General features: G+C 69.2%; 21 protein-coding genes. 5 read left to right on the top strand and 16 right to left on the bottom strand.

Annotation, left to right across the window (positions count from 1 at the left end; translation table 11 throughout):
• The first annotated feature begins 289 nt into the window (after positions 1–289).
• Entirely contained in the window at positions 290–1,498 is a 1,209-nt protein-coding gene (locus BVIR_RS02505) for a GumC domain-containing protein (RefSeq protein ID WP_055036293.1), read from the top strand.
• Between the two features lie 143 nt (positions 1,499–1,641).
• A complete protein-coding gene (locus tag BVIR_RS02500) occupies positions 1,642–2,217 on the top strand; it encodes an NUDIX domain-containing protein (RefSeq protein ID WP_055036292.1) in 576 nt (191 codons plus the stop codon).
• A gap of 27 nt (positions 2,218–2,244) precedes the next feature.
• Here the strand turns inward: BVIR_RS02500 and BVIR_RS02495 are convergent, their stop codons facing one another.
• The 9 genes from BVIR_RS02495 to BVIR_RS02455 form a co-directional block, all read right to left on the bottom strand.
• Entirely contained in the window at positions 2,245–2,718 is a 474-nt protein-coding gene (locus tag BVIR_RS02495) for a chemotaxis protein CheD (RefSeq protein ID WP_055036291.1), read from the bottom strand.
• Positions 2,715–3,788: a protein-glutamate methylesterase/protein-glutamine glutaminase gene (locus BVIR_RS02490; protein ID WP_055036290.1), complete on the bottom strand. Its 1,074-nt coding sequence runs from the start codon at positions 3,786–3,788 to the stop codon at positions 2,715–2,717. Before BVIR_RS02490 ends, BVIR_RS02495 begins: the two co-directional genes overlap by 4 nt.
• A gap of 7 nt (positions 3,789–3,795) precedes the next feature.
• Positions 3,796–4,644, bottom strand: coding sequence for a CheR family methyltransferase (locus BVIR_RS02485; protein ID WP_055036289.1), 849 nt, complete (start codon positions 4,642–4,644; stop codon positions 3,796–3,798).
• Positions 4,645–5,034: 390 nt separating this feature from the next.
• A complete protein-coding gene (locus tag BVIR_RS02480) occupies positions 5,035–5,529 on the bottom strand; it encodes a chemotaxis protein CheW (protein ID WP_055036288.1) in 495 nt (164 codons plus the stop codon).
• A gap of 133 nt (positions 5,530–5,662) precedes the next feature.
• On the bottom strand, positions 5,663–7,360 hold the full coding sequence (locus tag BVIR_RS02475; protein WP_055036287.1) for a methyl-accepting chemotaxis protein: 1,698 nt from the start codon (positions 7,358–7,360) through the stop codon (positions 5,663–5,665).
• A gap of 33 nt (positions 7,361–7,393) precedes the next feature.
• Positions 7,394–7,900: a chemotaxis protein CheW gene (locus BVIR_RS02470; RefSeq protein ID WP_055036286.1), complete on the bottom strand. Its 507-nt coding sequence runs from the start codon at positions 7,898–7,900 to the stop codon at positions 7,394–7,396.
• 10 nt (positions 7,901–7,910) lie between these two features.
• Entirely contained in the window at positions 7,911–10,001 is a 2,091-nt protein-coding gene (locus BVIR_RS02465; RefSeq protein WP_055036285.1) for a chemotaxis protein CheA, read from the bottom strand.
• Complete coding sequence (locus BVIR_RS02460; RefSeq protein WP_055036284.1) at positions 9,998–10,366, bottom strand: response regulator; 369 nt, start codon at positions 10,364–10,366, stop codon at positions 9,998–10,000. Before BVIR_RS02460 ends, BVIR_RS02465 begins: the two co-directional genes overlap by 4 nt.
• On the bottom strand, positions 10,366–10,707 hold the full coding sequence (locus BVIR_RS02455; RefSeq protein WP_060832936.1) for an STAS domain-containing protein: 342 nt from the start codon (positions 10,705–10,707) through the stop codon (positions 10,366–10,368). Before BVIR_RS02455 ends, BVIR_RS02460 begins: the two co-directional genes overlap by 1 nt.
• A 388-nt stretch (positions 10,708–11,095) precedes the next feature.
• On the opposite strand from BVIR_RS02455, the gene BVIR_RS02450 reads away from it, so the two are divergent.
• Entirely contained in the window at positions 11,096–12,142 is a 1,047-nt protein-coding gene (locus tag BVIR_RS02450; protein ID WP_145911892.1) for a methyl-accepting chemotaxis protein, read from the top strand.
• A 40-nt stretch (positions 12,143–12,182) separates the two neighbouring features.
• On the opposite strand, the gene bla is transcribed toward BVIR_RS02450, so the two are convergent.
• The 5 genes from bla to BVIR_RS02425 all read right to left on the bottom strand — a co-directional run bounded on the left by bla (position 12,183) and on the right by BVIR_RS02425 (position 19,357).
• Positions 12,183–13,037 carry a class A beta-lactamase gene (gene bla / locus BVIR_RS02445; protein ID WP_055036281.1) on the bottom strand — a complete coding sequence of 285 codons (855 nt, stop codon included), beginning with the start codon at positions 13,035–13,037 and terminating at the stop codon, positions 12,183–12,185.
• 117 nt (positions 13,038–13,154) lie between these two features.
• Complete coding sequence (locus BVIR_RS02440; RefSeq protein ID WP_082416581.1) at positions 13,155–15,083, bottom strand: NADH-dependent [FeFe] hydrogenase, group A6; 1,929 nt, start codon at positions 15,081–15,083, stop codon at positions 13,155–13,157.
• Between the two features lie 18 nt (positions 15,084–15,101).
• On the bottom strand, positions 15,102–16,802 hold the full coding sequence (locus BVIR_RS02435) for an NAD(P)H-dependent oxidoreductase subunit E (RefSeq protein WP_055036280.1): 1,701 nt from the start codon (positions 16,800–16,802) through the stop codon (positions 15,102–15,104).
• Positions 16,803–17,687: 885 nt separating this feature from the next.
• Positions 17,688–18,377, bottom strand: coding sequence for an RlmE family RNA methyltransferase (locus BVIR_RS02430; RefSeq protein WP_055036279.1), 690 nt, complete (start codon positions 18,375–18,377; stop codon positions 17,688–17,690).
• Positions 18,374–19,357, bottom strand: coding sequence for a Ppx/GppA phosphatase family protein (locus tag BVIR_RS02425; protein ID WP_335338138.1), 984 nt, complete (start codon positions 19,355–19,357; stop codon positions 18,374–18,376). The genes BVIR_RS02430 and BVIR_RS02425 overlap by 4 nt, the downstream gene beginning before the upstream one ends.
• Before the next feature lie 298 nt (positions 19,358–19,655).
• On the opposite strand from BVIR_RS02425, the gene BVIR_RS02420 reads away from it, so the two are divergent.
• Both BVIR_RS02420 and BVIR_RS02415 read left to right on the top strand, forming a co-directional pair.
• Positions 19,656–20,798 carry an ISAs1 family transposase gene (locus tag BVIR_RS02420; RefSeq protein ID WP_082416579.1) on the top strand — a complete coding sequence of 381 codons (1,143 nt, stop codon included), beginning with the start codon at positions 19,656–19,658 and terminating at the stop codon, positions 20,796–20,798.
• A 178-nt stretch (positions 20,799–20,976) separates the two neighbouring features.
• Complete coding sequence (locus BVIR_RS02415) at positions 20,977–21,852, top strand: NapC/NirT family cytochrome c (RefSeq protein ID WP_055036277.1); 876 nt, start codon at positions 20,977–20,979, stop codon at positions 21,850–21,852.
• A 131-nt stretch (positions 21,853–21,983) separates the two neighbouring features.
• Here BVIR_RS02415 and BVIR_RS02410 read toward each other — a convergent pair whose 3' ends face one another.
• Positions 21,984–23,294 carry an O-acetylhomoserine aminocarboxypropyltransferase/cysteine synthase family protein gene (locus tag BVIR_RS02410; protein WP_055038618.1) on the bottom strand — a complete coding sequence of 437 codons (1,311 nt, stop codon included), beginning with the start codon at positions 23,292–23,294 and terminating at the stop codon, positions 21,984–21,986.
• A 36-nt stretch (positions 23,295–23,330) separates the two neighbouring features.
• A complete protein-coding gene (locus BVIR_RS02405) occupies positions 23,331–23,558 on the bottom strand; it encodes a hypothetical protein (RefSeq protein ID WP_055036276.1) in 228 nt (75 codons plus the stop codon).
• Between the last annotated feature and the right edge of the window lie 460 nt (positions 23,559–24,018).

Genomic DNA, 24,018 nt, shown 5'->3' with positions numbered 1-24,018 from the left:
GACTTCGAGCGCGAGGCCCGCCTCATGCGGCACCCCGCCCGCCGCGGCCCGATTCCCTTGCGAAAGCCGGGGGCGACATCTGCGAGATATGGCCACGGCAAGCACCCGACGCAAGGGTCGGCCACACCGGCGGCGCCACCAGCCGGCGCGGCCGGCACGAATCCGGCGCCCCGGCAGTGGGCAACCTCGCGAACCGCACTGCCAGGCGGCGCGAGCGTCTTTACGGCGCGCGGCCGGCCGCGCATGCTGCCACATGACCTTTGGCGCGGAGACGAGCGGAACGAGCCGAATGGCAAACCACGGTGCCGACGGGTTTGGGGTCGATGCGGCGGATGCGCCGTTCCGTCAGCTTGCCGTGGTGCTGGTGTGCGGGTTGATCGGCGTCCTGATCGCGCTCGCGGCGCTCGCCATGGCCCCGCCGCGCTACCACGCCAGCGCCGAGTTGGCGCTGGCTTCGCCCGCCGCCGCCGCCGAGGCTGAGGACGCCGCCACCTCGGACGTGGTGCTGGCCGCGGTCGCCGCCGCGCTGACGCCCGAGCCCGACCAGGTGCAGGGCCTCGACCGGCTGCGGGTGCTGTTTGCCGAGGCGCTGAGCCCAAAATCGGCGGCGTCGGCCGGCGTCGCCGCGCTACGCGGCCGCATCACCGTCGACCGCAGCAGCGACCGCGTGGTGATTACCGCCGTCGGCGACGACGGCCGCGACGCCGCCCGGCTGGCCGACGCCGTCGCCCGCGCCGTGCTGGCCCACCGCCCCGCGACGCCGGCACCCCGGCCCGCGCCGCCGCCGCCCGAGGACGACCGCCGGCTGGACCAAGCCCGCGCCGAGGCCGAGGCTCGCAGCGCCGCGGTGCAGCGGGTGACCGAGGCGCTGCTGGCCGAGCTTCGCGCCCGCCTCGCCTTGGCCAGGGTGCGTAGCGCCGAGCAGCGCGTCCGCCTCGCCCAAATCGAGCGCCTGACGCGCACCGGCGCCGATGCCGGCAGCGTGCCGGAGGTTCGCCAGTCGCTCACCCTCGCCGCGCTGCGCAGCCAGGTCGGCGCGACCCTCCGGCGCGAGCGCCAGGCCGCCCGGATGCTCGGCAGCCGCCACCCCAGCATCAAGGCGCTGCGCGAGGAACGCCAGCGCGCCGAACGGCTGATCCGCACCGAGCTGCAGAAGATCGCCGCCGCCGCCCGGCTGGAGCTGGAGCGCGCCGAGGCCGCCGAGCAAGCGCTGGCCGTCGAAATCGAGATCCAGCGCGGCGGGGTGGTCGCCGCGGTCGAGGCGCTGACCCGGCTGCGCGCGCTCGAACAGGCCGCCCCCGGCAGCCCGCCGCCCACGCCGGTCCAGCGCAGCGAGGCCCCACCCGCCGCCGGCACGCCCGGCCGGCTGGTCGCCGCCGCGGTGCCGCCCGCCCGGCCCGAGGGCCTGCCGACCGCGGCGGTGCTCGGCATCGGCCTTGCCGCCGGCTGCGGCATCGGCGCCGCGGTGGCCGTCGCCCGCCGGCGTGCGCCGCCGTGAGCGAGCGCCACCCGCCGGCATGGCCGCAATCGTGGCCGCGGTCTCCGCATGAGGCAAACGGCTCGACGGCTTGATCGGCCGCAACGGTATGAAATCCCCGAAACCCGATGGTGCCCGACCGACCACGCCGAGGAGCCCTGCCGATGACCGCCGACACCCCGCCCCGTTTCCGCCTGGTGCGAACCGACCGCGTCCATGACGGCTGGGCGCAATTCTCGGTCGCCCGCTACACGCTGGAGGACGGCACCGAGCTGGTGCGCGAGATCGAGCACCACGGCGACGCCATCGCGGTGCTGCCCTACGACCCCGCCCGCGGCACGGTGTTCCTGGTGCGCCAGTTCCGGGCCCCGGTGGCGATGGCCTCGGGCGCGCCCGAGATTTTGGAGGCGTGCGCCGGCTGCCTGGAGCCCGGCGAGGACGCCGAAGCCTGCGCGCGGCGCGAGCTTGAGGAGGAATGCGGCCTCACCGCGCGCACGATGGACCGTGTCGCCACGCTGTGGACCATCCCCGGCATCTCGACCGAACGCGTCAGCTATTTCCTGGCCGAGGTCGACGGCAGCAGGCGCGGCCGCGGCGGCGGCCTCGACGCCGAGCACGAGTTCATCACCGTGGTCGAGATGCCGCTGGCCGAGCTGGCCGGGCCGGACCGCTTCCGCCTGCTGCCGGACGCCAAGTCGCAGTTTCTGCTCGACCGCCTGCTGGATCGGCTCGGCCGCTGAGGCGCGGCCAGTCGCACGCGGCGGCTACTAGGCCACGCTGCGCACCAGCACGTCGCCGGTGGCGGTCAGGAACCGCAGCGACAGGCCGCTGTGGCCGCCGGTGCGCTGCGCCACCACCGGGATGCCATTCCGGGCGAGCTCGCCCACCGCGATCTTGATGTTCTTGGAGCCGACGTCTTGGGCGGACCGCTCGCCGCGCAGCACCGCGGCCCCGCCGAACACCTTGGCCTCGATGCCGCCGATATGGCAGCCCAGCCGCAGCATCTCATCGACCAGCGCCGGAATGGCGATGTCGCCGTAACGCAGCGACCGCTCGCCGGTCGGCAGCAGGAAATGGTTGATGCCGGCGACGCGCCGGACCGGGTGCCACAGGCACACCGACACGCACGAGCCGAGCACGGTGGTCACCACGGTGGGCTCGGCGGAGCAGAACAGCGTGCCGGGCATCAGATAGACCCGCTGGGGCGCCCCGGGAACGGTCGCCATCGTCTGGGGGATCATCTGGGCCTCGCCTGCAGGATTTCGCGTGCCAGTCGGTCGAGCGGCACCACGGCGTCGACCGCGCCGCGCGCGATCGCCTCTCTCGGCATGCCGAACACCACCGAGGTCGCCTCGTCCTGGGCGATGGTGCGGGCGCCGGCGGCCTTCATTTCGCCGAGACCACGCGCACCGTCGTCGCCCATGCCGGTCATGATGATGCCGGCGGCATTGGCGCCGGCGTAGCGCGCGGCGGAGCGGAACAGCACGTCCACCGACGGCCGGTGACGCGACACCAGCGGCCCGTCCCGGACCGCGACATAGTAGCGGGCACCCGAGCGCTGCAGCAGGGTGTGACGGTTGCCGGGCGCGATCAGCACCCGGCCGCGCAGCACCGTGTCGCCGTCGGCGGCCTCCTTGACCTCGACCTGGCACAGGCCGTTGAGGCGCGCGGCGAAGGCGCGGGTAAAGCCCTCCGGCATGTGCTGCACCACCACGATGCCGGGACAGTCCACCGGCAGCGCCTCCAGCACCACGCGCAGCGATTCGGTGCCGCCGGTCGAGGCGCCGATGCACACCACGGTATCGGTGGTTTTTGCCATCGCCTCGCGGGCCGAGGGCGGCGGCAGCATGGCGTCGGCGGTGAGCTTCTTCTGCACGAAGTGGCTGCCGCGCAGCGGGATGCGGCCAAGCCGCGCCCGCGCCGCCGCCTTGACCACGTCGCAGATATGCTCGCCGGCCTCGAGCAGGCCCTGCTTGGTGTCGAGCCGCGGCTTGAGCACGACGTCGACCGCGCCGGCCTCCATCGCCTCGACCAGGGTGGCCGAGCCGGCCTCGGTGAGGCTGGAGCACATCACCACCGGGATCGGCCGCTGCGCCATCAGGCGGCGCAGAAAGGTGATGCCGTCCATGCGCGGCATCTCGACGTCGAGGGTGATGACATCGGGAACGGCTTCCTGCAGCCGCTTGGCGGCGACGTAGGGGTCGGAGGCCGTCGCCATCACCTCGATCTCGGGATCGGCGTTGAAGATGTCGGTCAGCGTCTGCCGGACCGAGGCGGAATCGTCGATGATCAGCACGCGGATCGGGGGCATGGCGCGGTTAGATCCGCTCGAACACGGTGGCGGCGACCGGCTGCACCGGCAAGCCGAACCCGGTCAGCGATTCCGAATGGCCGATGAACAGAAAGCCGCCCGGCACCAGGTGCTCGCACAGCTGTTCCAGCACCTGGCGCTGGGTGGCCTTGTCGAAATAGATCAGGATGTTGCGGCAGAAGACGACGTGCATGTCGCGCTCGACCGGATAGGGCGGCTCGACCAGATTGACGCGGCCGAACTGCACCATCTGGCGCACCTCCGGCGCGATGCGCACCCGGTCGCGGGCGCCGGCGCGGGCGCGCAGCAAATAGCGGCGGCGCAGCTCCATCGGCACCGGCTCGATCATGGCGTGCGGATATATGCCGAGGGTGGCGGTCTCCAGCACGTCGGTGCAGATGTCGGTGGCCAGGATCTGGCTGCGAAAGCCGGGCGTGGTGCGGGCGATCTCCGACAGCACCATCGCCAGGGTGTAGGGCTCCGCGCCCACCGAGCACGCCGCGCTCCACGCCCTGAGCGGCGTCCGGCCCGACACGTGGCGGCGCTCGATCAGCTTCGGCACCACGACGTCGGCGAGCAGGCCGAAATGGTCGGCCTCGCGGAAGAAGTCGGTCTTGTTGGTGGTCACGGCGTCGATGAGATGGACGGCCTCGTCGGCGAGGCCGCCGTGGTCGAACACGTAGCGGCAATAATCCGCCAGTGTTTCGGTGTCGGTGGCGCGCAGCCGGCGGCGCAGCCGGCCCTCGACCATGGTCTTCTTGGCTGGCGGCATCTTGATGCCGCTATAGCCATGGATGAAATCGGCAAGACGCCGAAAGTCGGACTGGCTGAGCTGGTCGAAGGCGTCGACAGACATGGCCCGAGTGCCGCAAAGCGCGCGATTTCGAGGGAATCCGGAGGATCACATCGTGACCCCGGCGTCGGGCTCGCCACCTCGCCCCGGCGCGCGGGGCGAGGTCAGGCGACCGGCCTTGCAGCCGGTGCGGCCGAAGGCGGCGGTGCCGATCCGATGGGCCGGACCGGCGCTCCAGAGTGTCAGCCTATCGCAGGTGTGTTGACGCAATCCTTCCGCACCCGCGCAAAACCGAGGCGTGACTTTGCGCTGCCCGCCGCCGCGCCACACACGTTTTCCGGGAGAGCCGCGGCGCCAGAGCGGCCGCAAGGCGACGGCGCACCGTCCTTGATCGGAACGGGGTCATTTGGCGACCCAACGACGAACCGCCGGCCTGATCGACGACACGCCCGATCACGCCACCGCGCGTTCGGCCGCCACCGCGAACCCGGCGTCCTCGTCGGCGAACAGCCGCGCAAGATTGAAGATGATGACGAACTGGCCGTTGCGGCGGCCGACACCACGGATGTAGTCCGAGCGCCAGCTGACGCCGATGTCCGGCGCCGCCTCGATCTCGTCCTCGCCGAGCGCGATCACCTCGACCACGCGGTCGGCCACCAGGCCCAGCACCAGCAGGCGGCCGCCGGCGACCACCTCCAGTACCAGGATGCGCATCGACTCGGTCGGCGGAATGCGCGGCAGCCCGAGCTTGGTGCGCAGATCGAGCACCGGCACCGAGCGCCCGCGCAGATCGATCAGGCCGAGCATGTGGGCCGGCGCCTCCGGCACCCGGAACACCGGCTGCATGTCGAGGATTTCCAGCACCGCTTCGACCGGGACCGCGAACACCTCGCGGTCGATGCCGAGGGTGACGAACTGCGCCTCGTGCGCGGAGAGCGGCTGTGCCATGGGTTTGTACCGCTAGAGCATGTTCCGCAAAAGTCGGAGCCGGTTTTGCGGACGGAAATACGACACGTCAGGAGCTTGGAGCGTCCGCCTGGATCGATCGGATCGGCGGACGCTCATTCGGCCACCACCGCGTTCAGTAGCGCTCGAACTCGGCGTCGTGGGCGTCGGCACCGGCAAGGTCGAGCTTGAAGCCCTTGCTGCCGGAAGCCTCCACCCGGCCCCGGCCGGCGGCCGGCTTGCGCGCCGCCTTGGGCGCCAGGCTCGGGCTGGCCACCTTGGGCAGCCGGCCCGGCTGCGACAGCTGCGGCGCCGCCGCCCTGGCCGCCGGCGCAGCGCCGACGTCATCGATGCGGAAGAACGCGATCGAGGACTGCAGCTGTTCGGCCTGGGCCGCCAGCTCCTCGGAGGTGGCCGACATCTGCTCGGCGGCGCCGGCGTTCTGCTGGATCACCTTGTCGAGCTGCTGGATCGCCTGGTTGACCTGGGCGGCGCCGATGTCCTGCTCGCGGCAGGCCGCGGAGATCTCCCCGACCAGTTCGGCGGTCTTTCTGATGTCCGGCACCAGCTTGCCCAGCATCTCGCCGGCCTCGCGCGCCACCGTCACGGTCTGGCCGGACAGCGCGCCGATCTCGGCGGCCGCGGCCTGGCTGCGCTCGGCGAGCTTGCGCACCTCCGATGCCACCACCGCAAAGCCCTTGCCGTGCTCGCCGGCGCGGGCGGCTTCCACCGCGGCGTTGAGGGCGAGCAGGTCGGTCTGCCGGGCGATTTCCTGAACGAAGGTGATCTTCTCGGCGATGGTCTGCATCGCCTGCACCGCGCGGTTGACCGCCTCGCCGCTGGCCTGGGCGTCGGCCGAGGACTTGCGGGCGATCTTCTCGGTCTGGCCGGCGTTGTCGGCGTTCTGCTTGATGTTGGCCGCCATCTCCTCCATCGACGAGGAGGCTTCCTCCGCCGCCGCCGCCTGCTCAGTGGCGCCGGCCGACAGTTCCTCCGCACCGGCCGACAGCTCCTGGCTGCCGGAGGACACGTTCTCGGCCGCGTTCAGCGTCTCGCCGACGATGGCGCGCAGCTTCTCGTTCATGGTGTTGAGCGCCTCGACCAGATCGTTGATCTCGTCGTTGCTGCGCACCGCGATCTTCTGGGTGAGATCGCCGGACGCCACCGCGTTGGCGAGCGCGCCGGCGCGGGACAGGCCGCGGCTGATCGACATCGAGATCCACACGCCCGCGGCGGCGCCGATCAGCAGCACCAGGACGCCGGCGAGCAGCAGCAGCTCGCGCATCGTCTCATATTGCTCGGTGGCCTGCACCTGGGTCTGGCGCATGAACTCGGCGTTGAGGTCGATGACCTCCTGCAGGATCTTGCTGATCTCGCCGGTCAGAGCCCGGCCCTGGCTCATGTGCAGCGCCTTGGCCTCGGCGTGCTGACCGGCCTTGGCCAGTTCGCGGACGCGGTCCTGCACCGCCACCCATTTCTGCCAGGCGGCATTGAGCGGCGCGATCTTCTTGCGGCCCTCCTCGGAGGCGATCGCCATCAGCTTGTCTTCGTGCGCGACGAACCGCGCACGCGCCGCCAGCTCATCGGCGTCGTACTTGGCGACGTCCTGCGGCGTCTCGGCCAGCAGCATGTTCTTCTCGGCCCGCAGGATTTGCAGCACCTCGGTCTGCATGTCGGACTCGATCAGCGCCCGCTGCACCGGCCCCTTGAGCAGCTCGTTCATGGTGCTGTTGAGCGAGCCGAGGCTGGAGATGCCGAGCCACGCCATGGCACCGGTGAGCAGGATGATCACGGTGAAGGTCGCGGCAAGTTTCAGCTTGATGGTGACGCGCATGACCGAATGTCCTTGAGAAATCGAAACCGGGGGCTAGGCGGCGGATCGCCCGGAACTGCCGTCGGCGCCGAACTCGCGCCTTGGCCGCCGGTGGGATGCGAACACCGCCTCGATGTCGAGCACGACGACGAAGTCGCCGTTCCGTTTGGCAATGCAGTCGATGTAGTCCCGCCGCCATGTCAGGCCGATGCGCGGCGTCTCCTCGATGGCAACGGCGGCGATCTCGGTGACTTCGTGCACCTTCTCGGCAATGATGCCGATCATGGTCGGATCGCCGTCGACATCGACCTCGATCACCACGATGCGGGTGTCGATGGTGGACGGTGCGATCGGCATGCCGAACTTGTGGCGCAGATCGGCGAACGGCACCACGCGGCCACGTACATTGATCAGGCCGCTGACGAACGGATTGGCGCCGGGCACCTCGGTAACTGGCACCACGTCGAGAATCTCGCGGACGTAGCAGGCCGGCACCGCGAAGGCGTGGCCATCGAGGCTGAGCGTAAGAACTTCCAGGGCGTCGCTGCGCAGCTTGGTCATGTCCATCGCCTCACCCGGCCGCCTTGAGGCGCTCTTCGGCGAGCTGGCCGAACTCGACCAGATGCGGCACGTCGAGGATCATCGCCACCGTGCCGTCGCCGAGAATGGTGGCGCCGGAGAACATCTCGATGTCGGCGTGCAGCTTCGACAGCGATTTGATGACGGTCTGGTGGTCGCCGATTACCTGATCGACCACCAGCCCGACCTTGAGATCGCCGGCCGACACGATCACCACCTTCTGGAATTCTTCCGCCGGCGTGTTCACCGCGAACAACTCGCGCAGGCGCAGGAACGGCACCAGCTCGTCGCGGATGTTGAGGAAGCTGCGGCCGCGGCTGCGCAGATCGTCGGCGGCGGTGAGCTCGACGCACTCCTCCACCGCGCCGAGCGGCAGCACGTAGCGGCCCCTGCCGACGCGGACCAGCAGCCCGTCGATGATGGCGAGGGTGAGCGGCAGCCGCAGCGTGACCGCGGTGCCTTGGCCCGGCGGGCTGACGACGTCGATCTTGGAACGCAGCGCCTCGATGGTGCGCTTGACCACGTCCATGCCGACGCCGCGGCCGGACAGGCTGGTGACGGTCTCGGCGGTCGAGAACCCCGGCTCGAACAGCACCTGGAACAGCTCGGCGTCGGCAATCTCGCCGGTCGCCGGCAGCAGGCCGCGCTGCACCGCGCGGGCGCGGATGCGCTCGCGGTCGAGGCCGCGGCCGTCGTCGCGCACGGTGATCAACACCTCGGTGCCGGCATGGCGCGCCGCCAGCAGGATGCGCCCGACCCGCGGCTTGCCGGCAGCCAGCCGCGCCGCCGGGTCTTCGAGGCCGTGGTCGATGGCGTTGCGGATAAGGTGGACCACCGGGTCGTTGAGCTGCTCGATCACGGTCTTGTCGAGCTCGGTCTCCTCGCCCTCCATCGCCAGCGCGACCTCCTTGCCAAGGTCGTGCGACAGATCGTGGACGACACGGCGGAAGCGCCCGAACAGCGAACCGATCGGCACCATGCGGATGCCCATGGTGGTGTCGCGCAGCTCCAGCACCAGCCGCTCGATCTCCTCGGCCACCGCCGACACCTGCTGATCGGCGTTGGAGGTGGCGATCTGGCGCAGGCGCGACTGCGCGATCACCAGTTCGCCGACGCGGTCCATCAGTTCGTCGAGCCGCTCGGCCGGAACGCGCACGCTGGCGCCGCTGCGCACCTCGCGCGGAGCACGCGCGCCCTCGCCTGGCTCGGCGGTCTCGCCGGCCGGCTTCGGCGTGGCGGCCGCCCGCGGCCGGGCCTCAGTGTTCGGTGGTTCGGTCCGGGGCGGGTCGATGCGGGGCGCGGCGGCATCGGCGCCAGCAGCCGGCGCGGCCGGCACGATCGAGCAGCTCGCCTCCGGCGTCACCTCCGCCGAAGGCTCGGCCGGCTCCGGGCACTCGATCCGTTCGATGTCGAGCGCCATCTCGTCGCGCACGAACACGAATACGTCCTCGATGGCGGAAAGCGGCTGGCTGGTGGTGAGCCTCACCTCCCAGCCAATATAGCAGCCGGTGGGATCGATCTCCGCCAGCGGCGGAATGTGGTCGGTCGAGGCGGTCACCACCGCCGGTCCCAGCGCGCACAGCTCGTCCAGCAGCAGCAGCGGGTTGGTGCCGGTGGCCATCACGTCGCGCGGCAGCCTCATCCGGATGCGCCAGCGCGACGGTGTATCGGTCGCCGCAGCGGGCGGGGGTGCGCCGGTTGCCGATGCGCCGGCGCCGACCGCCTGGCCTAGCGCGGACAGCAGGAGCGCGCCGTCGCCGACGTCGATGCAGCCGGGGTTCTCGATCAGCACGCGCATGAAATCCTGCGCTTGCAGGGCGACCGCGATCAGCTCGACGGTCGGCGCCACGTCGCCGCGCCGGACCTGGTCGAACGCGGTTTCGACGTGGTGGGTGAAGGCGGCGAGGGCGTCGAAGCCGAACATCGCGCCCGAACCCTTGATGGTGTGGAGGGCGCGAAACGCAGTGTCGATCAGGGCGGCGTCGTCGGGCGTCGACTCCAGGTCGAGCAGCGCCGCCTCGAGCTGGGCCAGGAGGTCCTGCGCCTCCTGGCGGAAGACCTCTTTCGGGTCGGTGGTGTTCACGCGCCCAGCACCTTTCTGGTGACCGACAGCAACTGGTCGGGCTGGAACGGCTTGGTGATCCAGCCGGTGGCGCCGGCGGCCTTGGCTTCCTGCTTGCGCTCAGCGTCGGACTCGGTGGTGAGCAGCACGATCGGCACGCCGGTATAGGACGGCAGCCGGCGCAGCTCGCGGATCAGGGCGATGCCGTTCATGCGCGGCATGTTGAGGTCGGTCAGCACCATGTCGATGCCGCCCTTGCGGGCGGCGGCGAGGCCCTGCTCGCCGTCCTCGGCCTCGACGACCTGATAGCCGGCCCCCGCAAGGGTGAGCTTGACCATCTGCCGGATGCTCGCGGAGTCATCCACGGTGAGGACGGTCTTCGCCATCAGTTGCCTCCTTGCTGAAACCAGAACTCTTGGCCGGGAATCGGGGCGCTGCCGTCGGCGGCGACCAGGCCGGCGCGTTGCAGCACGTCGAGCAGGTCGCCGGAGGCGCGCTGCGCCAGCGACAGGCGCTTGCCGGCCGCCGCGGCGCTGCGGCGGGCCGACAGCACCAGTTGAACGAAGCTGAGATCGACTTGAGTGGCCTGCGAGCAATCGACCACGACGTGGCGATGCTGGCGAAGCGCGTCGACGAAACTCTCATGAATCTGGTCGGCGTGGCGAACCGTCAGCGCGCCGCCGAAGGTCACGCGATGCGTTCCCTGCGAACCGTCAACCACCGACATCGACTTCCCCGCGCCCACGTTGCGCCGCCACCGCGACACAGCGTGGTGCGACGCAAGGGACAATGGCGTGAGGATGTTAAATAAGACCTAGTCAATAACTGAGTGATAGTACGTATCACGCATCTTCAGCGCCGTCGAAGTGTCTGATTGCCGTCGGAAAACGTAAGGCGATCGATGCTGTAATTGGTAAAATTCGAGGGATCTTCTCAGGCCATCACGCGACATCATCGTGAGATATCCAGAAAGACGGACACTCCGCATTGTAACCGCAGCGGCAGAACTGTCATCGGACCGTCATTTCGCACTGCACGGAAATTAAACGATTTCCCGGTACTGACGAACTATGTCCCAAAATTACACGCACCAGTCGGTGGCGAGTGAAAGGTCCATGTCCGAACCGCAACGCCACCGCGGCGATCCCCGTTGCGATCCCCGTTGCGACTTGGCAACGATGCAGCAGCGCGCGCTGGAGGCCCTGGTCGCCGAAATCGGCCTGGCGTCGACCGACGTCGAAGGCAAGGTCCAGGATCTGTCCCGTCGCTTCCAGGATATCGTCGCGGCCTCCCGCGCCCAGACCACCACGGTGCAGACGCTGGGCAGCTCGATCCAGGAAGTCCAACTTGGCGGCGAGTCGGTGCCGCTGCCCCGGATCGCCACCGACCTCGGCAACACCCTGGCCGGGCTGGTCGGCAAGATCGACACCATGTCCGGCCGCGGCGTCGCCATGGTGTCCTCGCTCGAGGGCGTGTTCATGGAGTTGAAGTCGGTCGAGGCCAGCGTCGGCCAGATCAACACCATCAACCGCCAGACCAACCTGCTCGCGCTCAACGCCAAGATCGAGGCGGCGCGGGCCGGCGAGGCCGGTCGCGGCTTCGCGGTGGTGGCCGACGAGGTGCGCGAGCTCGCCAAGACGGTCAACGCGCTGGCCGGCGTGATCGGCACCCAGATCGCCTCGATCGCCCACGGTCTCGGCAACAGCTACGCCATGCTGCAGGAGATCGCCCAGGTCGACGTCTCGCGCGAGAACCTGGACGCCAATGCCCGCATCAACACCATGATGCAGTGCCTGGTCGAGCAGAACGGCCGGTTCGCGACCGTGCTGCAGGAGACCGCGATCGCCTCCGAGCGCATCACCCGCGAAGTCTCGGGCGCCATCGTCGACATGCAGTTCCAGGACCTCGCCAAGCAGCGCCTCGACAATGTCAGCGGCGCGCTGACCTCCCTGGCCGATGCCATCGTCGCGACCACGCCGGCGACCCCGGATGCCGCGGTGCCGCCCGCCGCGGCCTGGGCGCACCAGATGATCGCCAGCTGCACCTTGAGCGAGGTGCGCAACCGCCTGTCCGAACGCCTGCTCGACCGTCCGGCCGAGGCGGCGCCCGCCAAAGCTGCGCCGGCCACGGCGGCCGACAGCGCCAACGTCGAGCTGTTCTGAGCCGCTCATGCCAACGGCGCCGCGTCTGGGGCCGATGAAATCACGCCGCCGCCACCAAGCGGCCGACCTCCGCCAGCACCGCGTTGCGCGCATCAGCGCTACCGGCGGGGTTGACGTAATACGCCGTCACCACCATCGGCGCCCGCCCCGGCGGCCACATCACCGCAACGTCGTTGGCCTCGCCGCGCGGCCCCGAGCCGGTCTTGTCGCCGACCCGCCACGCCGCCGGCACCCCGGCGCGCAAGCGCTGATCGCCGGTCTTGCAATTGACCAGCCACTCAATCAATCGGTGCCGCGACGCCGGCGCCAGCGCATTGCCGACCACCAGCCGCAGCAGGGTATCGCCCATCGCCTGCGGCGTGGTGGTATCGCGCTCCTCGCCCGGCGGCACGTCGTTGAGCGCCGGCTCGCGACGGTCGAGCCGTGTCGCGCCATCGCCGAGCCCGCGCAGCATCGCCGTCACCGCCGCCGGCCCACCGAAGCTGTCGAGCAGCAGATTGGCGGCGGTATTATCGCTCAGCGTCATCGTCGCCTCGCACAGCTCGCCGAGCGTCATGCCGTCGGCAAGGCGGCGTTCGGTGACCGGCGAATAGGGCACCAGATCGTCGCGGCGATAGAGGATGCGGCGGTCGAGGCTGTCGTCGCCGCGCTCGACCCGCGCCAGCACCACCGCCGCCGCCAGCACCTTGAAGGTGCTGCACAGCGCGAACCGCTCGCTGCCGCGATGGCTCGCCCGCCGGGCGCTGCCGGTGTCGAGGATGGCGACGCCGAGCCGGCCGCCAAAGCGCCGCTCGAGGTCGGCCAGCGCGCGTTCGGTGGCGGCAGCCCAATCGTCGGCCGCGCCGGCCGGCGCCGCGAGCAGCGCCCCGGCCAGCAGGTTTCGCCGCGAGATCATCAGCGCCTCCGGTTAAGCCGGCGGAGCCTACTCCACCTGCGCACCGCGCCACCAGCCGCGGAAAAGCAAAACCTCCGGCCCAAGGGCCGGAGGTCCGCCCATTTCATCCGGCGGCCCTCACGCGATGAACTTGCCGCGCGGGGTGTAGTGGGTGTGCAGTAGCTGGTGCGCCTCGTGCCCGCCCGGCCCGCCGAGCAGGAAGTCGCTGTAGAGCTGCAGCACGGCGGCGTTCTCGTGCGACTTGCGCACTGGTGCGTCGCTGTCTTCCTGGTAGATCGCCCTGGCGCGCGCCGCCCGGACCTCGGCATTGGTCGGGATCGGCTGACCGCCGCCGCCCAGGCATCCGCCCGGGCAGGCCATGAACTCGATGAAGTGGCACTGGCTGAACGGGCCGCCGGCCTTGATGTCCTCCAGCACCTCGCGGGCGTTGGCGGTGCCGTGGGCGACGCCGACCTTGAGCGTCGCGCCCTTCAGCCAGTTCCAGTCCGGCACCAGGTGCTTGAGGATGTCCGGCACCGCGCCGACCTCGCCGATGGTGAGTTCGGCCATGCGTGCGCCCTCGAAGCCACGCAGCGGCACGATGTCGGCATGATCGTAGAAGTTCTCGACGGTCTTGCCGGTGACCAGCTCGATCACGGTGCGGATCGCCGCCTCCATCACCCCGCCGGTGGCGCCGAAGATCACGCCCGAGCCGGTGGCGCTGCCGAACGGCGGGTCGAACTCCGACTTCGGCAGCTTGGGCAGGTCGATGCCGGCCTCCTTCACCATCTTGGCGAGCTCGCGGGTGGTGAGGGCATAGTCGACGTCCCTGTAGCCGCTCGACACCATCTCCGGCCGGTTGGCCTCGAACTTCTTGGCGGTGCACGGCATCAGCGACACCACCACCAGGTCCTTGGGATCGATGCCTTTCTTCTGAGCGTAGTAGGTCTTGATCAGGGCGCCGAACATCTGCTGCGGGCTTTTTGCCGTCGACAGGTGCGCCAGCATGTCAGGATTGAAGTGCTCGATATATTTCACCCAGCCCGGCGAGCAGCTGGTGAACATCGGCAGCATGACCGAGGGGTCCTTCTTCACCAGCGCCTTGTAGAGGCGCAGGATCAGCTCGGTGCCCTCCTCGATGATGGTGAGGTCGGCCGAGAAGTTGGTGTCGAACACACCGTCGAAGCCGATGCGGCGCAGCGCCGAGTTCATCTCGAACGTCACCGGCGTGCCGGGCTCGAGCCCGAAGCACTCGCCGATGGCGGCGCGCGGCGCCGGCGCGGTCTGGATCACCACGTGCTTGGTGGGATCGTCGAGCAGTGTCCACACTTCGTCGGTCTGGTCCGCCTCGCTCAAGGCGCCGGTCGGGCAGCGGTTGATGCACTGGCCGCAGCTGATGCAGATCACCGATGCCAGCGCCTTGTCGGCGAAGGTCGAGATCTTCGACTGCGTGCCGCGGCCGTCGATGGTGAGGCAGCCGACCTCCTGCAGCTCGCTGCAGGTGCGCACGCAGCGCCGGCACAGCACGCACTTGTTCATGTCGCGCACGATGGTGCCGCTGGAGCGGTCGATCTCGTATTTCGGCTGGGTGGTGCGGCCGAACCGGAAGCTGTCGACGCCGTATTCCTGGGCCAGCGACTGCAGCTCGCAATTGTTGTTGCGCTTGCAGGTGAAGCAGTCGCCATGGTGGTTGGCGAGCATCAGATCGATGATGTGGCGGCGAGCCTTGCGCACCGCTTTGGTGGTGGTGTTGACCTTGATCGGGTGGGTGATGGGATAGGCGCACGAGGCCTGCAGCGCCCGCGAGCCCTCGACCTCGACCACGCACACCCGGCACACCCCGGCCGGCGACAGGTCGGCATGGTGGCACAGCGTCGGGATGCGGACGCCGGCCTTCTCGGCGGCGGCGAGGATGGTGGTGCCGGTCGGCACCGTGACCTCGACGCCGTCGATGGTGGCGGTCACCGGCGCGGCGTTGGGATCGACCGCGGGATGGCTGTGGGAATGGCTGTGCGGGGCGGACGCGGAGCTGGCGGCCGGCGCGGCGCTGGTGGTTGCGATGTCCATGGACGTGATCCTCCGGCGTCAGTGCTGGCCAACCACGGGACGCGCCAAAATCTCGTCCCGGAAGTGCCTGTTGATGGCGATCAGAATGTTGGGGCTAAGCTGGCCGAGGCCGCATTTGGAGGCGACCTGGATGGTCTCGCACAGGCTGATCAGTTCGTTGAGATAGCGGCTGGTGCACTTGCCCTGGCGCAGCGCGCGGATGCCTTCGAGCAGCTTGACGTTGCCATCGCGGCATGGCGTGCACTGGCCGCAGGATTCGTCGACGAAAAACTCGAAATAGTTCTCGGCGACGTCGAGCATGTCGCGGTCCTGGCCGTAGACGATCACCGAGCCGCCGATGCCGAGATCCTCATAGGCGAGGCGGCGGTCGAACTGCGAGGCCGGGATCAACTGGCCGGAATAGCCGCCGACCTGCACCGCCTTGGCATTGCCGCCGCCGACCGTCTCCAGAAGTTGCTCGACCGTGATGCCCCACGGAAATTCGTAGACGCCGGGGCGCGTGCAGTCGCCCGACACGCTGAACAGCTTGAAGCCCTTGGAGCGCTCGGTGCCGATCGAGGAGAACCACGCAGCGCCCCGGCCGAGGATGCAGGACACCGACGCCAGCGTCTCGACGTTGTTGACCACGGTCGGCATGCCGTTGAGGCCGACGTCGATCGGGTAGGGCGGGCGGTTGCGCGGGTGGCCGCGGCGGCCCTCCAGCGATTCGATCAGCGCGGTCTCCTCGCCGCAGACATAGGCGCCGGCGCCCATGTGCAGGCGGATGTCGAAATCGAAGCCTTCCCTGCCGAGGATGGCGTTGCCGAGCAGCCCGTTCTGGCGCCGCGCCTCCAGCGCCGCCTCCAGCTGCGGGCGAAGGAAGGTGTATTCAGCCCGCAGATAGATCAGCCCTTCGCGCGCGCCGACGGCGTAGGCGGCGATCGTCATGCCCTCGAACACCAGGTCGGCGTAGCGCGACAGGATGATGCGGTCCTTGAAGGTGCCGGGCTCGCCCTCGTCGGCGTTGCAGACGATGTATTTGAACTCGCCCTTGGCCTCCGCCGCCAGCTTCCATTTGGTGCCAGTCGGAAAACCGGCGCCGCCGCGGCCGCGGATGCCGGCGGCACCCACCTCGCCCGCCACCTCCGCCGGGCTCATCGCCAAGGCATTGCGCAGGCCGGCGTCGGCCTCGTGGCTCGAATAGGTCAAGGCAGACGAATAGGTCTCGCCGATCTTGCCGAGGGTCGGGCGGTGGGCGCGGAAGCCCTGCAGACAATCCTCGATGATGAGGTGGGCGCGCTGCGGCGTGAGGTTGGAGAACACCTCGTTGTTGATCAGCATCGCCGGCGCCTGGTAGTTCATGCCGATGCAGCTGGTCCATTCCAGCGTGAACATGCCGTCCGGCGTGGTCTGGCCGAATTTGATGCCGAGGTCGTTTTCGAGCTGGCGCGCCACCGTCTTGGCGCCCTTCATCATCGACGACATGTCGCGGCTGAGCCGGATGATGAACTTGCCCTTCGGCGCGGTGTTGATGAACTGGTAGAAGGTGGCGACCGAATAGACGTCGGCGGCGTGCAGGCCGAGCACGTCGGCGATGTGCTGCATGGCGAACTGCGACACCTCGCCGTAATCGCGCTGGACGGTCTGCAGGATGGGGATGAGCGCCGATCGCTTGCGGGCGTGCCGCTCGGCCAGCTGGGAAATCAGCGCCTTTTGTTTGTCCTGTTCCGTCAACAACATGGCATGTCTCCACGGCCGGTGCGCACCGGCAAGATTCGAAGTCCCGGGTCGGGCCGGCCTGCGGGTCGGTCCGATGTCGTCGTCAAGCGGCGGGTGATGCGGGCGTCATCGCGACGCGCATCATCCGTCCGGTCGACGAGCTAACCGCAGCGGGGGGAGCGGAAACGACGAGGCGCCGTGTGCGAACCACGACAAACGGACACGGCGCGGCGAATGACTTTGGCGGGTAACGAACGACCTCTTTGTTCGAAATGTCCGGTGTCCGGCCTCGGAAATGCCGGGGTGTCGGCCAATCGGCGCCGTCACGGCCACCGCGGCGATCCTCCGTGCAAATTCCGTTCCGGATGCAACGCGGCGGCGATCGCGACCGAGGCGCCGCGGTGTTGCGATTTCGTTGCAGACCGGCCCGGCCACGCGGCACCCTCCCCGGCTTCATGTCGCCGGCCCGCCGGCGCGTTTCGGCAACCCTGCACTCGTCCGGCGAGCGCAGGCGGCGCCGGGGTCGAGCGACCTCGGCGGTGTTGGTGACGGCCATCGGGCGCTGGAGCGCGGGCGCACGTCGCCGTTGCCGCGGCGACTGCCGCCGGCCCAATCAGTCAGGTTGTGACGTCGACCCGTTCGATCGCCTACACCGGCGTGGGGGAAATACCGGCGGTCGTCGCTGACGCATAATCCGTTGCGAGCGCGATTACATTTTTGCCGCCGCAAATTGTCAACGGCGATTGCGCTCGCGCCATATGCGACCTTCGCAGCCCCATCAACGACTTATCGCCATTCACTCGCATTCGCGAGCCAGGTTGCGGGCCGGTTTGCGGGCCAGTCGCAACCGCGGCGCCCGCCACCGCGAACGTTGCGCCGGCTTCGTTCGGCCCGCGGCACGATCGCTCACGCCGTGCCGCGAAAGCCGGTGGCGAGCACGTAGAGCTCGGCGGAATCGGCGCGGCTGGCCGGCGGCTTGACGTGCACCACCTTGGTGAAATCGCGCTTCAGGTCGGCGAGCAGCCCGGCCTCGGTGCCGCCCTGCAGCACCTTGGCGAGGAAGGCGCCGTCCGGCGCCAGCACCTCGCGAGCGAAGGTGGCGGCAAGCTCGACCAAGGCAACGATGCGCAGGTGGTCGGTCTTCTTGTGACCGATGGCGTTGGCCGCCATGTCGGACAGCACGATATCGGCCGAGCCGCCGAGCGTTTCCTTGAGGCGGTCGGGCGCGGTGGGGTCGAGAAAATCCATTTGCTCGAACTCGACGCCGGCAACCGGCGCCATGTCGAGCAGGTCGATCGCCACCACCCGGCCCTGCCCGGCCGCGACGCCGACCCGCTGCGCCGCGATCTGGCTCCAGCCGCCGGGCGCAGCGCCAAGGTCGACCACGCGCTGGCCGCGCTTGAGCACATGGTACTTGTCGTCGATCTCGACCAGCTTGAACGCCGCGCGCGAACGATAGCCGGCGGCGCGCGCCCGCGCGACGTAGGGATCGTTGAGCTGGCGCTTCAGCCATTGCTGCGAGGACGTGGTGCGGCCGCGGGCGGTCTTCAGCCGCACCGCGAGCGGACGCTCGCCATCGGTCCGTTTGTCATTCATGTTCGTCTCCGCCGCCACACCTCGTCTGCGCGCATCAATTCGACCAGGATGCCCTCGCGCAGGCCGCGGTCGGCGACCCGCAGCCGCTCGGAAGGAAAAGCCCGCCGGATCGCCTCCAGGATGGCGCAGCCGGCCAGCACCAAATCGGCGCGGTCGTTGCCGATGCAGGCGTTGGCGGCGCGCTCGGACCAGCTCATGTCGAGCAGCGAGTGGGTGACGCGGGCGATGTCCGGCTCGGCCAGCCAGACGCCGTCGACCATGCGGCGATCATAGCGCGGCAGGCCAAGATGGACCCCGGCGATGGTGGTGACGGTGCCGGACGTACCGAGCAGGTGGCGGCTCGGCGTCCGCCGCACCTCGTCGGCGCCGGGGAAGCTCACCAACAGGTCGGTGACCTCGGCCACCATGCGCTCGAACACGGCACGGTCGACCTGATGGCCGCCGTGGCGCTCCGCCAGCGTCACCACGCCGACCGGCAGCGACGCCCACGCCCGGATGTCGGCGCGCGGCGGCCCGGCGTCGGTCGGCCGCGGCGGGCCGAGCCAGACGATCTCAGAGGAGCCGCCGCCGATGTCGAACAACAGCGCGCCGTCGGCGGCGGTGTCGACCAGGGTGGTGCAACCGCCGGCGGCGAGCCGGGCCTCGGTCTCGCGGCTGACGATTTCGAGCGACAGGCCGGCGCGGTCGGCGACGCGGTCGATGAAGTCCGGCGCGTTGCCGGCGGACCGGCAGGCCTCGGTGGCGATCAGGCGCATGCGGCGCACGCTGTAGGCCTTGAGGCGGTCGCGGCACACCGCAAGGGCGTCGATCGCCCGGTTCATCGCCGCCTCGCTCAGCAGGCCGCTGGCGGTCAGCCCCTCGCCCAGGCGCACGATCCGCGAGAATGCCCCCACCACGCGGAACCCGTCGTGGGTCGGCCGCGCGATCAGCAATCGGCAGTTGTTGGTGCCGAGATCGAGCGCGGCATAGGTCGGGCGCACCTGCGCAATGCCGCCGGGTCGGCGGAACGACGCCCGCCCTCCAGGGCGCCCCGCAGACGCAGGCTGCGCCGGGACCACTTCCTCCGACATGCGATGCCTTTCCGGCGTCCGGTTCGCCGCTGCGGCGCTCGACGGACGGCCGTTGTTTCTTCAGTTGGACAATACTGTAACAATGGCGTGGCATATCCCGCAATGGATGTCTGTGGCGGGTCCAGGGCGATCGGGTGAAGAAAGGGGTGACAAAGGCCTGAAGTGCTGAATCTGTCGGTTCCTCCGATTCGGATGCGGAGGATGGGCGATGGAGCCAGCGGAACCGGACTTTGCCGCGCTTGGGGAAGCTCTTGTTTTCCTGGACTATTTCAAGGACATGCCCGACCCGCGCCAGCGCGGCAAGGTGATGTACTCGCTGGAGGAGGTGCTGCTGCTGTGCCTGCTGGCGGTGCTGGCCGGCGCCGAGACCTTCGTCGACATCGCAAGGTTCGGCGAGACGAAGCTCGACCTGCTGCGCCGGTTCCGCACGTTTCTCCATGGCACCCCCTCGCACGACCACCTCGGCGACATCCTCGCCACCCTCGATGCTGCGCAGTTCCAGCGTTGCTTCGTCGCCTGGGTGGCGGCGGTGACCGGGGCGCCCGCAGACGTGATCGCCATCGACGGCAAGACGCTGCGCCGCTCGGCTAAGAGGGACGCCAAGGCGGCGGTCCACATGGTGTCCGCCTTCGCGGCGCGCCAGCGCCTGGTGCTCGGCCAGGTCAAGGTGGCCGACAAGTCGAACGAGATCGTCGCCATCCCCCAACTGCTCTCCCTGCTGTCGATCGAGGGCGCCATCGTCACCATCGACGCCATGGGCTGCCAGCGCGCCATCGCCGCGCAAATCCTCGCCCAGAAGGCCGACTATGTGCTGGCCCTGAAAGGCAACCAGGGCAGCTTGCGAGAGGACGTCGAGCTGTTCGCCGCCGAGCAGAAAGCCAATGGTTTCAAGGACACAGCGATCAGCCGCCATCACAGCGTCGATGGCGATCACGGCCGCATCGAGACCCGCACCACCACGGTGATGCACGACGTGGCTTGGCTCCGAGACCGTCACGATTGGCCCGGCCTGACCAGTGTCGTCATGGTCGAAAGCATGCGCGAGATCGGCGCCAAGTGCGAGCAGGAGACCCGCTTCTACATCGCCTCGCTGGCGTCCCCGGCCGACCAGCTCGGACCCGTCATCCGCAGCCATTGGGCGGTGGAGAACAGCCTGCATTGGATCATGGACATGGTGTTCCGCGATGACGACTGCCGCGTCCGCACCGATCACGCCCCCGCCAATTTCACCACCCTCAAGCACATGGCCCTCAATCTCATCCGCAAGGCCCCGGGCAAGGATTCTCTCCGCCTCAAGCGAAAAGTCGCCGCCTGGGACGACGACTTCCTCGCAAGTCTCCTGGCAGCGTGATTTTTCACCCGATTGCCCTGGTGGCGGGTCGAGCGGCCTCGCCCGCCCGCCACGGCCGCGCCCGCGGCCGTCGGACAGGGGCTTTACGGATTTCGCATTCGCTCGTTCCAGCCCATTTCGAAACCGGCAGTACGCTTCCCCCGCGATCGTCCTCTGCCACGAACAACGGAGATGGCCGATGTTGGACGCCATTTTGAAGACAATTCGCAACCCGCGGTTCAAATTCGCGGCTGGGTGGCTGGCCGGCGGCGCCGCGCTCGGCGCCGTGGCGCTGCTCACCGTCGACAAGGTGGTGGAGTCCACCAACACGCTGGAGTTCTGCAGCTCCTGCCACGAGATGCGCCACTCGGTGCTGCCGGAGTACCAGACCACCGTCCACTACGCCAATGCGTTCGGGGTGCGGGCGACCTGCGCCGACTGCCACGTGCCGCGGGCCTGGCCGGCCAAGATGCTGCACAAGATCGGCTCGATCAACGAGATCTATCATTGGGCGCTCGGCACCATCGACACGCCCGAGAAGTTCGAGGCGCACCGCGCCGAGCTCGCCGCCCGGGTGTGGGCGGAGATGAAGACCAACGATTCGGCCGAGTGCCGCCATTGCCACACCGTCGAGGCAATGGATCGTGCCCGCCAGAACCCGGTGGCGCGCGAGGTGCACCCGGCGGCGCTCAAGGCCGGCTCGACCTGCATCGACTGCCACAAGGGCATCGCCCACAAGCTGCCGGACGCCAAGAAGGTGGCGGCGATCCCGACGGCCGCCGCCCCGGCCGCGACCCCGGCTCAACCGCCGCAGGCACAGCCGACACCGCCGACCCAGCAGGCCGCCACCGCCCTGCCGGCGCCGACGCCTGCGACCACCCAGGCCCCCCCCAAGACGCCGCACCCGGCGGTGACCGACTCGGCGGCGTGCCTGACCTGCCACAAGGGCGTCACCGACCAGCCGATCCGGCCCGGCCAATCGCCCGATCCGACCAAGAAGCACCCGGTCGGCATCCGTGACGGCGTCAACTGCGTCATCTGCCACAAGACGCCGGGGCAGATGCCGGGGCAGTGAGCCAGCCGTTGCTGCCGTGCCGAACCGGCAGAAGCGTATCCGGAAGGAACGAAGAAGGCCGCGGGCGGAGGTCCGCGGCCTTTCCGTTTGGCCCGATCTGTTGGGCCGATCGTTTGGGCCGGGCGCGTCGATCAGGCCGCCTTCGCAACCGTGCCGGCGGCGGTGAGGCCGCGTTCGACATCGGCCAGGATGTCGTCGATGTGCTCGATGCCGATCGAAAGGCGCACATAGCCGTCCGACACGCCGGTGGCGTGCTGGTCTTCCGGCGAAAGCTGCGAGTGGGTGGTCGTCGCCGGGTGGATGGCGAGGCTGCGGGCATCGCCGATATTGGCAACGTGGTAGAACAGCTGCAGCGCATCAATGAAGCGGCGCCCGGCGTCGCGGCCGCCGGCGAGTTCGAAGCCGACCAGGCCGCCATAGCCGCCCTTGAGATATTTGTCGGCGCGCTGGCGCTCGACGCCGCTCTGCTGCGAGGGGTGGATCACCCGCACCACCTCCGGCCGCTTGGCCAGCCAGTTGGCCACCTGGGTGGCGTTCTGCGAATGCCGCTCGATGCGCAGCGCCAAGGTCTCGATGCCCTGCAGGGTGAGGAAGGCGTTGAACGGCGACAGCGCGGCGCCAAGGTCGCGCAGCAGCGTGACGCGCGCCTTGATGATGTAGGCGATCGGGCCGAGCGGCTTCACCGCCTCGGTCCACACCGCACCGTGGTAGCTGGGATCGGGCGTGTTGAGCGCCGGCTGGCGCCCGGGGAACTTGGCCCAGTCGAAATTGCCGCCGTCGACGATCAGTCCGCCGATCGAGGTGCCATGGCCGCCGAGATACTTGGTCGACGAATAGACCACGACCGCGGCGCCATGATCGAGCGGCCGGGTCAGGATCGGCGCCGCGGTGTTGTCGACGATCAAGGGAATGCCGTATTCGCGCCCGATCGCGGCGACCTCGGCGATCGGAAACACCACGAGCTTCGGATTGGGCAGCGTCTCGGCGTAGTAGGCGCGGGTGCGGGCGTCGGTGGCCCGGCGGAAGTTCTCCGGGTCGGAGGGATCGACGAAGCGGACCTCGATGCCCTGGTCCTTCAGGGTGTTGGCGAACAGGTTCCAGGTGCCGCCGTAGAGATCAGTCGACGACACCACGTTATCGCCGGCCTTCGCCAGATTCTGTAGCGCGAACGCAGAGGCTGCCTGCCCCGACGCCACCGCCAGCGCGGCGACGCCGCCTTCGAGCGCGGCGACGCGCTTCTCCAGCACGTCGTTGGTGGGGTTGTTGATGCGGGTGTAGATGTTGCCGAGCTCGGCCAGCGCGAACAGATTGGCGGCGTGCTCGGTATCGCGGAATTGGTACGAGGTCGTTTGGTAGATCGGCACCGCCACCGCGCCGGTGGCGGGATCGGCGCGCCAGCCGGCGTGCAGCGACAGGGTTTCGGGGTGGGTGCTCTCGGTCATCATTGGTCTCGCTGTGGCGTGTCGTGGGAAAGCGCGTCAAGCGGCGCGGCTGAAGCCGCGGCGGCTCTCGATCAGCTTACGGGCGGCGCGCTGCGCCGCGCGGGGGGAGCGGAAGCGCTGCTGTTCGAGCGCGTTGAAGGCGTGGGTGGAGGCGAAGAAGCGGAAATGGTTGTCCTCGTCGCGCACGACGATGCCGACGGTGTCGTCGCCGATCTCGATGACGTAGGCGTGGTGGGTATCGCCGTGATGGCTGTCGCTGGACATGAGTGTCTCCTGCCGCTGAAGCAGCGGCCGTATCCGGTCGGGTGATCGAGGAAGCGTCGGGGGGCGGCGGCTTCGGCCGGCCGGGCCCGGCGGGGCTCGGCTCTAGGCGGACGCCAGGCGCATCGCGGCGGCTTGGCCGCATACGCTGTAACAGCACGCTTGCCGACACGATCCGGCGGCCATCAGGCGCCGCCGCGACGGATCAACGGATTGGGAGACGTTCAAGGCAGTTTTAAAGGTCATACGCATCGCGGACAGTCCAATTCGCAAAAGAAGGAGCCCACGAACCGCTTCGTGGCGCTTTAGCATTGGTGTCGCGGCGCAAGCTGCTCCATCAAATCCCGCGGCCGACCGTCGATCGCTCAACGAGCGGCCTTGAAAACGTGCCGATTTCGCAGCCTGATTGCAAGGCGATGGGGTTTGTCATTTTGCCGCAGCCAAGAGGGCGGCATTCCGGCGC

This window comes from Blastochloris viridis, from assembly GCF_001402875.1.
GTDB classification, from domain to species: domain Bacteria; phylum Pseudomonadota; class Alphaproteobacteria; order Rhizobiales; family Xanthobacteraceae; genus Blastochloris; species Blastochloris viridis.
Note: the sequence above shows the minus strand (reverse complement) of the source record. Positions and strands in the feature narration are given on the sequence as shown.

Bases quoted from the DNA above. Each gene is read 5' to 3' on its own strand.
- BVIR_RS02430 (WP_055036279.1), bottom strand. From the start codon at position 18,377: ATGAATGACAAACGGACCGATGGCGAGCGTCCGCTCGCGGTGCGGCTG.
- BVIR_RS02475 (WP_055036287.1), bottom strand. From the start codon at position 7,360: ATGCGCGTCACCATCAAGCTGAAACTTGCCGCGACCTTCACCGTGATC.
- bla (WP_055036281.1), bottom strand. From the start codon at position 13,037: ATGATCTCGCGGCGAAACCTGCTGGCCGGGGCGCTGCTCGCGGCGCCG.
- BVIR_RS02455 (WP_060832936.1), bottom strand. From the start codon at position 10,707: ATGTCGGTGGTTGACGGTTCGCAGGGAACGCATCGCGTGACCTTCGGC.
- BVIR_RS02500 (WP_055036292.1), top strand. From the start codon at position 1,642: ATGACCGCCGACACCCCGCCCCGTTTCCGCCTGGTGCGAACCGACCGC.
- BVIR_RS02435 (WP_055036280.1), bottom strand. From the start codon at position 16,802: ATGTTGTTGACGGAACAGGACAAACAAAAGGCGCTGATTTCCCAGCTG.
- BVIR_RS02420 (WP_082416579.1), top strand. From the start codon at position 19,656: ATGGAGCCAGCGGAACCGGACTTTGCCGCGCTTGGGGAAGCTCTTGTT.
- BVIR_RS02485 (WP_055036289.1), bottom strand. From the start codon at position 4,644: ATGTCTGTCGACGCCTTCGACCAGCTCAGCCAGTCCGACTTTCGGCGT.
- BVIR_RS02410 (WP_055038618.1), bottom strand. From the start codon at position 23,294: ATGACCGAGAGCACCCACCCCGAAACCCTGTCGCTGCACGCCGGCTGG.
- BVIR_RS02440 (WP_082416581.1), bottom strand. From the start codon at position 15,083: ATGGACATCGCAACCACCAGCGCCGCGCCGGCCGCCAGCTCCGCGTCC.
- BVIR_RS02405 (WP_055036276.1), bottom strand. From the start codon at position 23,558: ATGTCCAGCGACAGCCATCACGGCGATACCCACCACGCCTACGTCATC.
- BVIR_RS02415 (WP_055036277.1), top strand. From the start codon at position 20,977: ATGTTGGACGCCATTTTGAAGACAATTCGCAACCCGCGGTTCAAATTC.
- BVIR_RS02495 (WP_055036291.1), bottom strand. From the start codon at position 2,718: ATGATCCCCCAGACGATGGCGACCGTTCCCGGGGCGCCCCAGCGGGTC.
- BVIR_RS02450 (WP_145911892.1), top strand. From the start codon at position 11,096: ATGTCCGAACCGCAACGCCACCGCGGCGATCCCCGTTGCGATCCCCGT.
- BVIR_RS02490 (WP_055036290.1), bottom strand. From the start codon at position 3,788: ATGCCCCCGATCCGCGTGCTGATCATCGACGATTCCGCCTCGGTCCGG.
- BVIR_RS02480 (WP_055036288.1), bottom strand. From the start codon at position 5,529: ATGGCACAGCCGCTCTCCGCGCACGAGGCGCAGTTCGTCACCCTCGGC.
- BVIR_RS02460 (WP_055036284.1), bottom strand. From the start codon at position 10,366: ATGGCGAAGACCGTCCTCACCGTGGATGACTCCGCGAGCATCCGGCAG.
- BVIR_RS02505 (WP_055036293.1), top strand. From the start codon at position 290: ATGGCAAACCACGGTGCCGACGGGTTTGGGGTCGATGCGGCGGATGCG.
- BVIR_RS02470 (WP_055036286.1), bottom strand. From the start codon at position 7,900: ATGACCAAGCTGCGCAGCGACGCCCTGGAAGTTCTTACGCTCAGCCTC.